11 protein-coding genes are annotated in these 13960 nt (G+C 66.8%); 7 read left to right on the plus strand and 4 right to left on the minus strand.

Features of this window, described 5'->3' with window-relative positions:
* Positions 1–10: 10 nt before the first annotated feature.
* Both DID96_RS25975 and DID96_RS25980 read right to left on the minus strand, forming a co-directional pair.
* The gene (locus DID96_RS25975) at positions 11–1090 is read right to left on the minus strand and encodes a porin (protein ID WP_124602111.1); all 1080 of its coding nucleotides are present in this window, start codon (positions 1088–1090) and stop codon (positions 11–13) included.
* Positions 1091–1200: 110 nt separating this feature from the next.
* A complete protein-coding gene (locus DID96_RS25980; protein WP_124602112.1) occupies positions 1201–2094 on the minus strand; it encodes a CoA ester lyase in 894 nt (297 codons plus the stop codon).
* A gap of 228 nt (positions 2095–2322) precedes the next feature.
* Here DID96_RS25980 and DID96_RS25985 point away from each other — a divergent pair, with 228 nt between their 5' ends.
* The 5 genes from DID96_RS25985 to ilvD all read left to right on the plus strand — a co-directional run bounded on the left by DID96_RS25985 (position 2323) and on the right by ilvD (position 9062).
* A complete protein-coding gene (locus DID96_RS25985) occupies positions 2323–3072 on the plus strand; it encodes an IclR family transcriptional regulator (RefSeq protein WP_124602113.1) in 750 nt (249 codons plus the stop codon).
* A 17-nt stretch (positions 3073–3089) separates the two neighbouring features.
* Positions 3090–4367, plus strand: a complete 1278-nt coding sequence (locus DID96_RS25990) for a CaiB/BaiF CoA-transferase family protein (protein ID WP_124602114.1) — start codon at positions 3090–3092, stop codon at positions 4365–4367.
* Between the two features lie 56 nt (positions 4368–4423).
* Positions 4424–5452 (plus strand): cyclase family protein, encoded by a 1029-nt coding sequence (locus tag DID96_RS25995; RefSeq protein ID WP_124602115.1) that lies wholly within the window; start codon positions 4424–4426, stop codon positions 5450–5452.
* A 38-nt stretch (positions 5453–5490) separates the two neighbouring features.
* Complete coding sequence (locus DID96_RS26000; protein ID WP_124602116.1) at positions 5491–6987, plus strand: MFS transporter; 1497 nt, start codon at positions 5491–5493, stop codon at positions 6985–6987.
* Positions 6988–7202: 215 nt separating this feature from the next.
* A complete protein-coding gene (ilvD, locus tag DID96_RS26005; RefSeq protein ID WP_124602117.1) occupies positions 7203–9062 on the plus strand; it encodes a dihydroxy-acid dehydratase in 1860 nt (619 codons plus the stop codon).
* A 93-nt stretch (positions 9063–9155) separates the two neighbouring features.
* Here ilvD and DID96_RS26010 read toward each other — a convergent pair whose 3' ends face one another.
* Positions 9156–10385, minus strand: coding sequence for an MFS transporter (locus DID96_RS26010; RefSeq protein WP_221624614.1), 1230 nt, complete (start codon positions 10383–10385; stop codon positions 9156–9158).
* A gap of 418 nt (positions 10386–10803) precedes the next feature.
* Between DID96_RS26010 and DID96_RS26015 the strand changes: the two genes are divergently transcribed.
* Positions 10804–11865, plus strand: coding sequence for a DMT family transporter (locus DID96_RS26015; protein ID WP_124602118.1), 1062 nt, complete (start codon positions 10804–10806; stop codon positions 11863–11865).
* A 72-nt stretch (positions 11866–11937) separates the two neighbouring features.
* Here DID96_RS26015 and DID96_RS26020 read toward each other — a convergent pair whose 3' ends face one another.
* Entirely contained in the window at positions 11938–13008 is a 1071-nt protein-coding gene (locus DID96_RS26020) for an MBL fold metallo-hydrolase (protein WP_260464011.1), read from the minus strand.
* A gap of 302 nt (positions 13009–13310) precedes the next feature.
* Between DID96_RS26020 and DID96_RS26025 the strand changes: the two genes are divergently transcribed.
* Positions 13311–13913 (plus strand): phosphatase PAP2 family protein, encoded by a 603-nt coding sequence (locus tag DID96_RS26025; RefSeq protein WP_124602119.1) that lies wholly within the window; start codon positions 13311–13313, stop codon positions 13911–13913.
* Positions 13914–13960: the final 47 nt, after the last annotated feature.

A 13960-nucleotide genomic window follows, 5' to 3' on the forward strand; every position in this document is an offset into this window, starting at 1 on the left:
TCGGGCTGCGCTAGAACAGCTTGCGCATGCCGATCGCGACGCCGAGCGAGCCGCCGCGATTGGCGGCGAGCGAATAGTTGAGGAAGTGGTAGTTGTAGTTGTCGAAATCGAGGGCGGCGCGCCATGCATAGCCGCCGGTCACATAGAGTGTGGTCGCCTTCGACATCGCATAGTTGAACTGCAACGTGATCTGCTTCGGATTGTCGGGGTCCGGGTGTGCCTGGTCCTTCGCGGGATTCTGCTTGCCGATGTCCTCGTAATAGAACGCGCCGATGACCTGCAGCGCCGGCGTGATCTGGTAGCGCGTGCCGAGCCAGTAGAAATTGAAGCGCGTGACGACGCCCGGCGTGGTGACATTGCCGTTCGCATGGACGAGCCCTGCGATGAACTGCGCGGTACCCAGCGTGTAGATCGCCGAGGCCGCATAGCGGCGGAAGTGCGTGTAGTCCGCCGGCTGCGTGCCGTTGACGTTGTCGTACGCGGCGGCGATCGACAGGGCCGCGCCGGTGTACTCGAAGCCGAAGCCGGACGCCGCGCCGCTGCGGAACGCCCCCGGCGTGCCGCCGAACGCGTAGTGCGCCTGGAACGCGACCGGCCCGAAGGCGACGCGGTACTTCGCCACGTTGTTTTCGCGGAAGTTCACGCCGACGATCGCGCCGGCAGGCTCGTAGATCGTCGAGTATGCGATGGTCGGCGAGTAGTGCTCCATCACGTCGAACAGTGTCGTGTACTGGCGGCCGAGACGCAGCGTGCCCCAGGTGTCGTGTTGCAGCCCGACCCACGCGGAACGGTCGAAGCCGCCTCCTCCCGAGCCGGTCCCGTTGTTGATGTTGATCGAGCTTTCCAGCCGGAATACGGCCTGCCAGCCGCCGCCGAGATTCTCCGCGCCCTTCAGGCCCCACCGCGAGCCGCTCTTGCCGCCCGAACCCATCCGCACCAGCGGCGCGGAGCCGCCGGGGACGGTGGATTGCTGGTGGGTCAGGTATTCGACGTAGACGTCCGCGACGCCATAGAGCGTCAGGCTGTTCTGTGCGTTCGCGGCGGCGGATGCCATGCCGAGCCCGCACATCGCGAGCAGTTTTCTGTTCATTGCTTGTCTCCTGGCTGCTGATGTTGTTGTGTTAGTTATGCGAATCGATATCCTTGATCGGCACCGCTTCGATGCCGCACCGCACAGCGTGTGCCGTTGCGCCTGTCCGGTCAGTCGCGCGGCAGCAGGCTACGATGCCGGGCCAGCACGCGTCGGGCGCGCTCGACAACGGGCGCGTCGATCATTTTTCCGCCGACCCGCAGCGCGCCGCGTCCGTCGGCGCGCGCGGACTCGTACGCGTCGATCAGCGCCTGCGCCGCCTGCACGTCGTCGGCGGACGGCGCGAATGCGCGGTTCAGGCGTGGCACCTGCGCGGGATGGATGCAGGTCGCGCCCGCGAAACCCATCGCCTTCGAGCGACGGGCCATCTGTTCGAACGCGTCGAGATCGTCGAGCGAATCCGGGGTGCCGGCGAGGCCGAGCGGCAGCACGCCGGCCGCGCGCGCGGCGATAACCAGCAGCTGCTTGGGGAGGTTGAGGACTTCCGGGCTCGCGTCGCTTTCACAGTGCAGCGCGAAATCGCCGCCGCCGAGCATCAGCGCCGCGATGCGCGCCGACGCGCGGGCAATGCGCGTGCGTGCCTCGAACGCGGCCGGGGTCTCGATCATCGCGATCACGCGGGTCGTGCCATGCGCGACGCCGTATTCGCTTTCCAGTTCGCCGAGCAACGCATCGACGGCTTCGAGGTGCGACGCGCCGAGCACCTTCGGTATCGCGACGCCGTCGGCACGGGCGGCGACGGCAGCCCGCAGATCGGGCACCAGCAATTGCAACGGGCCGTTGATGCGCACGAGCACGTCGTTTCCGGCGACCTTCAAATGCGGAACGGTCGTGGCCAGCGCGCTGCGGGCGAGATCCTTCCGGTCGGCCGGCACGCTGTCCTCGAGATCCAGCAGCAGTGCGTCGGCGCCGGATGTGGCGGCCTTTTCGACGAAGCGCGGAACATGGGCCGGCACATACAGCAGCGAGCGCCACGCCGGTTCGTCCTGGAGTAGATGTCTCATCGTTTTCTGTAAAATGAAAGTCACTTTCATTTTTATGTGGGATGGGCCAACTCGTCAAGATCGATGTTTACCCTTGAAATAAAAGGGGGTATTCGCGATCAGGACGTGCGCATCCGTCGACAGTGCCTGTTGACACGAAGCGGGCGATCGACAAAAATGAAAGTGACTTTTGTTTTTACGGGGTGTCCTGCCGTGCCGGACGACCCCGTTTCTCTTTGCGAGGTAGGTATGAATGCTCAGGCAGATGGCGGCGTTTCCGCGGTCAACCGCGCGCTGACGGCGCTGCTGGCGTTCGGCAATGCGCCGAACGGATTGATGCTCGCGCAGGTCAGCGAGGCGACGGGGCTCAACATGAGCACGTTGCTGCGCCTGTTCGAATCGCTCGAAATGTTCCAGTTCGTCAAGCGGATGCCCGACGGCCGCTATGTGCTCGGGCCCGCGACGTTCCACCTCGGCATGATGTATCGCGAATCGTTCCAGTTGCGCGAGCACGCCGTTCCGCTGCTGACGCGGCTGTCCGTGGAAACCGGCGAAACCGCGGCGTTCTACGTGCGCGACGGCGACGAGCGCGTGTGCCTGTACCGCGCGTATGCGCAGCGTGCGGTGCATACCAATGTGCGCGAAGGCGACCGCTTCCCGCTCGACGCGGGTGCGGCGGGGCGAGTCCTGCTTGCGTTCTCGGGCACGCGCGGCGGCGATTACGACAAGGTGGCCGAGCAGGGCTACGCGGTGTCGATCGCGGAACGCGACCCGGAGAGCGCGGCGATCGCGTGCCCGGTGTTCGGCGTGGGCCGCTCGGTCGCCGGCTCGATCTCGCTGGGCGTGCCGCGCTACCGCTTCAACAAGAAGGTGCTCGCCGACTACCTGCCGCGCGTGCAGGCCGCGGCGAGCGAGCTCACCCATACGCTGGGCGGCGATCTGCCGGCGGCGGGCAGCGTGCCCGCGACGATCAGCCCGCAAGGCGAGTTGCACGAATAATCGACAAGGAGAATGGAATGTTCGAACCCGCAGCACAATCCGGGACCGAAGCCGCGCGCCATGCGGCGCGCATCGGCCCGCTTCACGACCGTCAGTTCGACGCCGGCGCGCAGGGGCCGCTGGCAGGCGTACGCGTGATCGACCTGTCGCGCCTGATGGCCGGCAACATGCTGAGCGTGCAGCTCGCGGATTTCGGCGCGGACGTGGTCAAGGTCGAGCCGGAGCAGGGCGACACGCTGCGCGCGGTCGGCGCCGGCGGCGTCAGCACGAACTGGAAGGTGTATGGCCGCAACAAGCGCAGCGTGTGCGTCGACCTGCGCACCCCGGAAGGCATCGAGATCGTCCTCGCACTGGTGCGCGATGCGGACGTCTTCATCGAGAGCTTCAAGCCCGGCGTGCTCGAACAGATGGGACTCGGCCCGCACGTGCTGCTGGCGATCCGGCCGAAGCTCGTGATCGCACGCATCTCCGGATGGGGGCAGACGGGCCCGTACCGTCACAAGCCGGGCTTTGGCACGCTAGCGGAAGGCTACTCGGGCTTTGCGGCCATCAACGGCTTTGCCGATCGCGAACCGGTGCTGCCGCCGATGTTCCTCGGCGACATGACGGCAGGCCTGTCCGGCGCGATCGCGGTGATGGTCGCGCTGTGGGCGCGCGACGCGAACGACGCGCCGGGCCAGGTCATCGACGTGTCGTTGTTCGAGCCGCTGCTGTCGATTCTCGGGCCGTCCGCGGCCAACTACGCACTGACCGGCGCGATCAAGCCGCGTACCGGCAGCCGTTCGACCAACACGGCGCCGCGCAATGCGTATCGCACGCGTGACGACAAGTGGCTGTGCCTGTCGAGCTCGACGCAGACGATGGCGGAGCGCCTGTTCCGCGCGATCGGCCGGCCCGATCTCGTGGACGACCCGCACTACCGCACCAATGTGCTGCGCGTGCAGCATGCGCAGGAACTCGACGAGATCGTCGGCGGATTCATCGCGGCGCGCGATCTCGCGGAGAATCTCGCGTTCTTCGAGGACGCGGGTGTCACGGCCGGCCCGATCCATGATGTTAGCCAGATCGTTAAGGACGACTACGTGATAGAGCGGGAAGCGCTCGTGAATCTGCCCGACGAAGACGTCGGCACGATTCCGATGCACAACATCGCGCCGCGTTTCTCGCATACGCCCGGCACGTTCCGGCGGGCTGCGCCGCGGCTCGGCGAACACAACCGCGAGATTCTCGCGCCGTTGCTGGGCGAGCAAGCGTTCGCCCGTCTGGCCGAGTGCGGGGTGATCTGCCACGGATGACGGCGAACGCCGCGCCCGCACGGTCCGCGACAACCACAATCAAGGAGACTTTCGACATGAAACCGCGCTGGATACACCGGCCGCCCGGCTCGAACTGGGGAGATTTCGGCGCCGACGACCAGAAGGGCCGCCTCAACTGGCTGACGCCGCAGAAAACGCTGGAGGGCGTGCGTGAGGTGCGCGAAGGGCGCGTGTTTTCGCTGAGCCTGCCGCTCGACGTGCCGCGCGGCGGCGGCCTCAACGCCCGACGGCGGCCGCCCGCGATCATGCCCGCGCTGCTGCACGACAGGCCGTACTTCGGCTACCGCGCGGACGAACAGGTCGCGCGTGCGACGGACGTCGTGTGCGACGACGCATTCTGCATGCACTCGCAGTTCTCGACGCAATGGGATGCGCTGTCGCACGTCGGCGGCCTGTTCGACGCGGACGGCGACGGCGAGGCCGAGGCGGTGTTCTACAACGGCTACCGGATGGGCGAGCACGTGCGGGTGCCGGAGGCCGGCGCGCCAGTGGGCGGCGCGCACGCGCTCGGAATCGAGCACATGGCGTCGTGCGGGGTGCAGGGGCGCGGCGTGATGATCGACCTGCGCCATCATTTCGGCGATGCGCGCCGCAAGATCGGCTACGCGGACCTGATGTCGGTGATGGCGGCCGACGGCGTCGTGGTCGAGCGCGGCGACATCGTCTGCCTGCATACCGGCTTCGCGGACTTGCTGCTTGCGGCCGCTGCTGCGGAGCCGGCCGACGGAACCGACGTGCATCGCGCCTGCTGCGTGCTCGACGGAGACGATCCGCAACTGCTCGAGTGGATCGACGTATCGGGGCTCGCGGCGCTGGTCGCGGACAACCATGCGGTCGAAGAGCGCCCGCAGCAGCCGGGGCCGCGCGCGGCACACGGGCCGCTGATGCCGCTGCACGCGCTGTGCCTGTTCAAGCTCGGCATCCATCTCGGCGAGCTGTGGCATCTGACGCCGCTCGCCAACTGGCTGCGCGCGCATGGGCGCAACCGCTTCCTGCTGACGGCGCCGCCGCTGCATCTGCGCGGCCTCGTCGGCTCACCGGTCAATCCGGTCGCCACGGTCTGAGCCTGGCGCGACAACTCATTCTTTCCGGAGACAGCAGCATGTCCAATCCATACGCGCTTGCCGTGACGGAGCGCATCGACCGTTTGCCGCCGACAGCCAGCATCTGGGGCCTCGTGCTGATGCTGAGCGTCGGCGGGTTCTTCGAGGTCTACGACCTGTTCCAGATGACCTACCTGCCGGCCGGTCTTGTACGCGACGGCATCTTTCACGTCGGCGCGAAGGGCCTGTTCGGCCTGTCCGATCAGGCGACGCTCGGCGCGGCCACGTTCATCGGCCTGTTCATCGGCGAGATCGGCGTCGCCCCGCTGGCCGACCGCTTCGGCCGGCGCGCGGTCTTCACCGGTTCGCTGCTGCTCTATACGGTCGCGAGCCTCGCGATGTGCGCGCAGCACACCGCGGCGGGCATCCATCTGTGCCGGCTGGTCGCGGGCATCGGGGTCGGCGCCGAGCTGATCACGATCGGCGCGTTCCTGACGGAGCTCGTGCCGAAGGGCATGCGCGGCCGCGCGTTCGCGGTGTGCTTCGCGATCGGCTATCTCGCGATGCCCGTGCTCGCACTCGCGTCCTGGCTGCTGATGCCGCGCGCGCCGCTCGGCATGTCCGGCTGGCGCTGGATCATCCTCGCGGGCGGCAGCGGCGCGGTGATCGTCTGGTGGCTGCAGTCGCGGCTTCCGGAGTCGCCACGCTGGCTCGCGATGCGCGGCCGCACGGACGAGGCCGAAGCCGTGCTGCAGGCGATCGAGGCACGGGTCGCGCGTGAATCCGGCCAGCCGTTGCCCGCGGTGCCGCCTGTCGCGGCGGTCGACGCCGTCGATGCGGGGCACACGCGGGGGCACGCGCGCGCGGCATCGATGTGGGATGCACGCTATCGCGGCAGGACGCTGATGCTGATTGCGTTCAACGCATGCCTGAGCATCGGCTTCTTCGGCTTCAGCCAGTGGCTGCCGAGCCTGCTGGCCGCGCAGGGCACGCCCGTGACGAAGAGCCTGCTGTATGCGTTCGTGATTGCGTTTGCGTATCCGCTGTCGCCGTTCATCGCGAGCGCGGTTTCCGATCGGATCGAGCGCAAGTGGCTGATCGTCGCGACCGCGTTCGGCGTCGCGCTGTTCGGCACGGCATTCGCGCTGTCGTCGTCCGCCGCCGCGGTGATCGGATTCGGCATTCTGATCACGTTCTGCAATACGACGCTCGCGAGCAATGCCACCGCGTATCAGGCAGAAGTCTTTCCGACGGCCATCCGCAGCCGCGCGCTCGGCTTCGTGCACTCGTTCGGACGGCTGACCGGCGTCGCGAGCAGCTATGTCGTCGCGCTGATCCTCGAGCATCTGGGCGCGCCGGGTGTGTTCGTGCTGATCGGCGCCAGCATGGTGGTCGTGGTGTTGTCGATTGGCGTGTTCGGTCCGCGCACCAATCACCGCTCGCTCGACGAGATCGCGGCGGCTGATGGCCCGCAGCCGGGCGCGGGCGATGTGACTGGCGCGCCGGACGCAACGGCCGCGTATCGCGCACCGGCGGTGCGCGCGCGGCAGCGGTAAGCGGGAGGGGCGGCGGCGGCGCGGGCACGGCAGGCACGGGCAGGCGCCGCGGGCGCGGGTTTCGCCGCAACGCCTGCCGCCGGCACGCGCCTATCGCGTGTGGGATAATGCCGCGTTTGCCCGGAGCGCAGCTCAAGAGGTTGTACGCAAGGGCGTGCGAGGGCCTTTATTCCCGTGGCCCGCTTCCTTTCTGCGAAATTTCTTCAGCAACCACCATGCCCGCATACCGTTCCAAAACCTCCACCGCCGGCCGCAACATGGCGGGCGCGCGCTCGCTGTGGCGCGCCACCGGCATGAAAGACGACGATTTTTCCAAGCCGATCATCGCGGTCGTCAATTCGTTCACCCAGTTCGTGCCCGGCCACGTACACCTGAAGGACCTCGGCCAGCTCGTCGCGCGCGAGATCGAGGCCGCGGGCGGCGTCGCCAAGGAATTCAACACGATCGCGGTCGATGACGGCATCGCGATGGGCCACGACGGCATGCTCTATTCGCTGCCGAGCCGCGACATCATCGCGGATTCCGTCGAGTACATGGTCAACGCGCACTGTGCCGACGCAATGGTGTGCATCTCCAACTGCGACAAGATCACGCCCGGCATGCTGATGGCCGCGATGCGGCTCAACATTCCGGTGATCTTCGTGTCCGGCGGCCCGATGGAAGCCGGCAAGACGCGCCTCGCGAATCCGGTCACCAAGACCGTCGAGCTGAAGAAGCTCGACCTCGTCGACGCGATGGTGATCGCCGCGGACACCGCCTATTCCGACGCCGACGTGGCCGAGGTGGAGCGCTCCGCGTGCCCGACCTGCGGGTCGTGCTCGGGCATGTTCACGGCCAACTCGATGAACTGCCTCACCGAGGCGCTCGGCCTGTCGCTGCCCGGCAACGGCACGGTGGTGGCCACGCACGCGGACCGCGAGCAGCTGTTCAAGCGCGCCGGCCGCCGTATCGTCGAGCTGACCCGCCAGCACTACGAGCAGGACGACGAGCGCGTGCTGCCGCGCTCGGTGGGCTTCAAGGCGTTCGAGAACGCGATGACGCTGGACATCGCGATGGGCGGCTCGACCAACACGATCCTGCACCTGCTGGCGATCGCGCGCGAAGCGGGCATCGAATTCACGATGACCGATATCGACCGCCTGTCGCGCATCGTGCCGCAGCTGTGCAAGGTCGCGCCGAACACCAACAAGTACCACATCGAGGACGTGCACCGCGCGGGCGGGATCATGGCGATCCTCGGCGAGCTGGACCGCGCGGGCAAGCTGCACACCGACGTGCCGACGGTGCACGCGCCGACGCTCAAGGACGCGCTGGACCAGTGGGACATCGTCCGCACGCAGGACGATGCCGTTCGCACGTTCTACCTGGCCGGCCCGGCCGGCATTCCGACGCAGGTTGCGTTCAGCCAGGACACGCGCTGGCCGAGCCTGGATCTCGACCGCGCCGACGGCTGCATCCGCTCGTACGAGCACGCGTTCTCGAAGGAAGGCGGCCTGGCCGTACTGACCGGCAACATCGCGCTCGACGGCTGCGTCGTGAAGACCGCCGGGGTGGACGAGAGCATCCTCGTGTTCGAGGGCACGGCTCACGTGACCGAATCGCAGGACGAGGCGGTCGAGAACATCCTTAGCGACAAGGTCAAGGCCGGTGACGTGGTGATCGTGCGCTACGAAGGCCCGAAGGGCGGCCCCGGCATGCAGGAAATGCTCTACCCGACGAGCTATATCAAGTCGAAGGGGCTCGGCAAGGCCTGCGCGCTGCTGACGGACGGCCGCTTCTCGGGCGGCACGTCGGGCCTGTCGATCGGCCACTGCTCGCCCGAGGCGGCAGCCGGCGGCGCGATCGGCCTCGTGCGCGACGGCGACAAGATCCGCATCGACATCCCGAACCGCACGATCGACGTGCTGGTGTCCGACGAGGAACTGGCACGCCGCCGCGAAGAGCAGAACGCGCTCGGATGGAAGCCTGCGAAGGTGCGTCCGCGCAAGGTGTCCGCGGCGCTCAAGGCGTACGCGAAGCTGGTCATGTCGGCCGACAAGGGCGCTGTGCGCGACCTGTCGCTGCTGGACGACTGATCGACTGGGCAACTGACCGACCGCACCCGCGACGGGCCGCGTGCCCGTCTGCCGCGAAGCCGCTCTTCGGAGCGGTTTTTTTTCGCGTGCCGTTCAGCGCGTGGGTTCCGCTTCCAATGCGCCGGCTTCGTGATCGCGCCGCCGGTTCTTCACGCCGAACCACAGGATCGCGAGCGCGGCCGTCGCGAGCCACGGCAGCAGCAGGCCGTTGAGCGTCTGCCACCCGAATGCCTTGAGCAAGCCGCCGGCACCGAACGAGCAGGTCAGGCCGACCACGAAGATCGTCATGTCGTTCGTGGCCTGCGCGCGGCTTTTCTCGGCCGGGCTGTAGGTGGCGGTCAGCAGCGTCGTGCTGCCGATGAACAGGAAATTCCAGCCGATGCCAAGCAGCACGAGCGCGCCCGCGAACGAACCGAAGCTCACGCCGCTGAACGTTGCCAGCACGTGGCCGGCCAGCAGCGCGACGCCCGCGAGCATGATGCGCAGCGCGCCGAAGCGCGCGATGAGCGAACCCGTGAAGAAGGACGGCAGGTACATCCCGAGCACGTGGATCTGGATGACCGTCGCGGCCACCGACAGCGCATGGTGATGGTGAACCATCGCGATCGGCGTCGCCGTCATCGCGAGGATCATCACGCCGAAGCCGGTCGCGGCGCCGAACAGCGCGACGAGATACGCCGGCTGCGTGACGATGCGCGCCCAGGGCCGCGCGCTGCGCGTATCGACGTGATCCGCCGTTGCGTCGGGCATGCGCAGGCCGCACAACACGCCGGCGGCGAGCAGCGACACGGCAGACAGGATCAGGAACGAGCCGACGTAAAGCGGCTGAAGCAGCGGCTGCAGCAGCGGCCCGCCGAAGCGGCCGAGGGTCGGGCCGAGCAGCGCGGCGACGATGCCGCCGCCGAGCACGAGCGCGATTGCGCGGGCGCGAAAGCCGTCGTCGGCGATTTCGCTGGCCGCGAAACGATAGAACTGCGCGAACGACTGATAGGCGCCGACGAGAAACATGCCGAGCGCAAGAACGGCCAGCGAGCCCATCCACGTGCCGAGCGCTGCGACGAGACCGCCGAGTACGCCCAGCAACGCGCCGAGCACGAAGCCGGCGCGGCGGCCGACCCGTGCCATCCATGCGGACGCGGGAAACATCGCCGCCGCGGTGCCGAGGAACATGGCCGCGATCGGTGCGGTCGCCAGTTCGGCGCGGCTCGTCATCTGGCTGCCGGCCAGGCCGCCGACCGTCATCACGAGTACCGACGCGGTCTGGACCAGCGCCTGCGCGGTGGCAAGAACGAACACCTGACGGTGCATCTGTTGGCCGAACATGGGGGAATCCTTTCGTGGAGGGCCGTACCGTGGGATGCACGATCGTGCCGGGACCGGGTCGAACAGCAGCGCTGACGTGCCGTCGCATTCGACCGGAGAACGCTGTCTAGTATGAGGAATAACCTTACGTTCTTCAAACGAATTGGCTTGGGACGATCCGCAGTTCTTTCAGTGATCGATATGAGGCGAACGGTTCGCGTGCGATGCGCGCGGTGGGTGCGTCCGGTGTCCGGTGGAATTCGCCGGCTCGACCTGCCGGCTGCCATCGAACGAAATCGAAAGGCGGCTGGTGGATAATGGTCGATTCCCGTCGGGTTCGGCAATCCGCTGTGTGCGTTCCGATCCGCCCGGCGTCGTGATGCGCGATTGACCGTCACACGACAGCAGATCCTCAGCCAATCCTGCAGCCCCAGAAAACATGCACCCGAGATTCAACGCGATTGCCATCGCCCTGACCGCCGCCGCCCTGTTCGGTGCCGCGACGCCCGTTGCCAAGGCGCTGCTCGGCGCGATGTCACCGTTCATGGTGGCCGGCCTGTTCTACCTCGGGAGCGGGATCGGCCTCGGCGTCGGCATCGTCGTACGCCGGCTGCGCCGGCCGGCCACGCGAGCGGCGGACGAGCATGCGCTGAAGCGATCGGAAATTCCTTGGCTGGCGGGCGCGATCGCCGCGGGCGGCGTCGCCGGGCCCGCGCTGCTGATGCTCGGCCTGGCGAGCACGCCGGCCGCCACGAGCGCGCTGCTGCTCAATCTCGAGGGCGTGCTGACGGCCGTGATCGCGTGGATGGTGTTCCGCGAGAACGTCGACGTGCAGATCTTCCTCGGCATGGTGGCGATCGTCGCGGGCGGCGTGCTGCTGTCGTGGACGCCTGGCGAAGCGCGCGTGCCGACCGGCGCGCTGCTGATCGCCGGCGCGTGCCTGTGCTGGGCGATCGACAACAACCTCACGCGCAAGGTGTCGGCCAACGACGCGATGGTGATCGCGTGCCTGAAAGGCCTGATTGCCGGGCCCGTCAATATCGCGATCGCGTTGCTCGCCGGCGCGGCGCTGCCGCCGGTCGCGGCAAGCGCTGCCGCGATGCTGACGGGACTCTGCGGCTACGGCATCAGCCTCGTGCTGTTCGTCGTCGCGCTGCGTCACCTCGGCACGGCGCGCACGGGCGCGTATTTTTCCGTCGCGCCGCTGTTTGGCGTTGCGCTGTCGCTGCTGATCTGGCCGGAGCTGCCGGCCGTCACGTTCTGGATCGCCGCGGCGTTGATGGCGCTCGGGATCTGGCTGCACGTGCGCGAGCGGCATGAGCACGAGCACACGCACGACGCGATCGAGCATGCGCATCGTCATCGTCACGACGAGCATCATCAGCACGAGCATGATTTCCCGTACGACGGTGTCGAACCGCATACGCATCCGCACGTGCATCTGCCGATCACGCATTCCCACGCGCATTTCCCGGATATCCATCACCGCCATCGGCATTGAGCGGTCGCGGCTGCACGGGATGCGGCCGTTCGGACATCCAATGGTTACGCTCGCGGCGTTTCGGCGGCTGGCCTAGCGGCTGCCGCGTCGATAGATCGCAATGCCGTTGGCGCTGATGTCGAACGCCATGAGATCCTCGCCGATGACCAACGGGCCGTCGTACGATTCGCGTGTTTGCGCGACGATCTCATCGGTCGTTACGCTCGGCACCGTTGACGAGCCGATCAACGAAAGGTGCGTATAGACAGCGAGCCTGGGGTGCGCACGGGTGAACACCGCGCCGGCCTGCTGAGGCGTGACGTGGTGTGCGGCGATGCGCTGAATCGCGGGGCTCTTCATCAATTCGGGCTCGACGGCGAATACCTCGTGCACCAGCAGATCGGTGCCGGTGCCGTATTTCACGACGTTCTCGTTCATCTTCGTGTCGCCCGACACGAGAACGGCATGGCCTGCGTAGTCGATTCGGTATCCGTATGCAGGCTTGACCGCTTCACCCTGATTGACTTCGAATGCGGTGACGCGAAGCCCGCCCCGTTCGTACACGACGCCGTCCTTCGAGAACTCGTCGACCTTGACCTCGACGCCTGCTCGCGAGAGCTTCTGGTCGGCCATCCGGATTCTGATGTCTGCCGCATACGCGCGCTCGAGATTCGCCATCAGCTCCGCGGCGCCGGTCGGCCCGATCACGTGGAACGGCGCGTTGCGCTGCCCGAACGGGGGCGGCAGCCACCCGGTAAGCCACAGGTCGGGAACGCCGACGGTATGGTCGGAATGGTATTGGGTCAGAAAGAGCGCGTCGATCCTGCCGAGCGGGATGTTCAACTGACCGAGCCGCATCGTGACGCCACGCCCGGCGTCGATGAGTATTTTCTGGTTGCCGGCCTCGATCAGCGTGCTAACACTGAAACGATCGATCGTCGGATCGGGCGCGCCCGTCCCGAGCAACGTGACGCGCAATACATCGGCACTCGCCGGATCCTGTGCCGTTGCGGCGCTCGGGTATGCGGCAACGAGACACAGAATTGCGCAGGCCTTCACCGCGATTAGCCAAAGTCGCTTCATGCCGGTCTCCTCCGTCGAGCCTGGCGACAGCTCGCGTCTAGATTTCACGCGGTTGCCGTTCAGTATAGTGCGGCCATGCATCACTGCGAGCGTCTTAAACAGCAAAACGATACCGGCCGTTGAGTCTGCAATGCCGTCTGCCCTGACTCCATCGCTGACCGGCGCGTCACCTTCACGACAAAAACTTCACAACCGCTTGCGTAGTATTCGGGCCGGGAGAGGAGGTGCCATTGGACGAGCCGCATGCGGTGACCACACGCCCGGACGGCCCCGTTGCGTCCGAGGTGGCCGAGCGCAAGCAACGCGGCCACCTCAGCCGTGCCGCGCAGCTGCTGCGGACAAATGGCTGCTGACGGATTCATCATCTGACTACAAATCGCTCTATGGATAGCATCGAGGCATTTAACCAAGCGCTTTTCCTGATGATCAACGGCACGCCGATGACGCCATCCTGGGTGGTCGGTGTGGCGCTCGTCGTCGCGGACTACATGATCTGGCTGATTCCGCTGCTGATGACCGCCATGTGGCTCTCAGGCAGCAATCGACAACGCGAACTGGCAATCCGTGCGTGCGTTCTCGCGCTGCTGGCGCTCGGCGCCAACCAACTGATCGGTCTTGGCTGGTCTCATCCGCGACCGTTTGCGATCGGCCTTGGACATACGTTTCTTCCGCACGCGCCCGATTCCTCTTTTCCGAGCGATCACGCCACTGTGTTCGCCAGCATTGCGCTGACGCTGCTCATCGAGCGAATGCGATGGCTGGGAGGCATGACGCTTGTCGTGGGGATCGCAGTTGCATGGGCGCGGGTATTTCTCGGCGTGCACTTTCCGCTCGACATGATTGGTGCAGTGGCCGTCACATGCGTTGCGTATGCAGTGATGGCGCCGTTCTGGAGAATGAGTGGCCCGACCGTGACGCGTCTCGCCATCATGCTTTACCGTACGCTGCTCGCGTGGCCAATCAACCGTGGCTGGCTGCGAGCCTGACCTTCAATGAAGACCTCGAACCGACCTTCAGCTCGGTAAGGCGACCG

It is taken from the genome of Burkholderia sp. Bp8963, from assembly GCF_003854275.1.
Classification (GTDB): Bacteria; Pseudomonadota; Gammaproteobacteria; order Burkholderiales; family Burkholderiaceae; genus Burkholderia.

Excerpts from the sequence above, each read along its gene's own strand:
- DID96_RS25975 (WP_124602111.1), bottom strand. The coding sequence starts at position 1,090 with ATGAACAGAAAACTGCTCGCGATGTGCGGGCTCGGCATGGCATCCGCC.
- DID96_RS25980 (WP_124602112.1), bottom strand. The coding sequence starts at position 2,094 with ATGAGACATCTACTCCAGGACGAACCGGCGTGGCGCTCGCTGCTGTAT.
- DID96_RS25985 (WP_124602113.1), top strand. The coding sequence starts at position 2,323 with ATGAATGCTCAGGCAGATGGCGGCGTTTCCGCGGTCAACCGCGCGCTG.
- DID96_RS25990 (WP_124602114.1), top strand. The coding sequence starts at position 3,090 with ATGTTCGAACCCGCAGCACAATCCGGGACCGAAGCCGCGCGCCATGCG.
- DID96_RS25995 (WP_124602115.1), top strand. The coding sequence starts at position 4,424 with ATGAAACCGCGCTGGATACACCGGCCGCCCGGCTCGAACTGGGGAGAT.
- DID96_RS26000 (WP_124602116.1), top strand. The coding sequence starts at position 5,491 with ATGTCCAATCCATACGCGCTTGCCGTGACGGAGCGCATCGACCGTTTG.
- ilvD (WP_124602117.1), top strand. The coding sequence starts at position 7,203 with ATGCCCGCATACCGTTCCAAAACCTCCACCGCCGGCCGCAACATGGCG.
- DID96_RS26010 (WP_221624614.1), bottom strand. The coding sequence starts at position 10,385 with ATGTTCGGCCAACAGATGCACCGTCAGGTGTTCGTTCTTGCCACCGCG.
- DID96_RS26015 (WP_124602118.1), top strand. The coding sequence starts at position 10,804 with ATGCACCCGAGATTCAACGCGATTGCCATCGCCCTGACCGCCGCCGCC.
- DID96_RS26020 (WP_260464011.1), bottom strand. The coding sequence starts at position 13,008 with ATGCATGGCCGCACTATACTGAACGGCAACCGCGTGAAATCTAGACGC.
- DID96_RS26025 (WP_124602119.1), top strand. The coding sequence starts at position 13,311 with ATGGATAGCATCGAGGCATTTAACCAAGCGCTTTTCCTGATGATCAAC.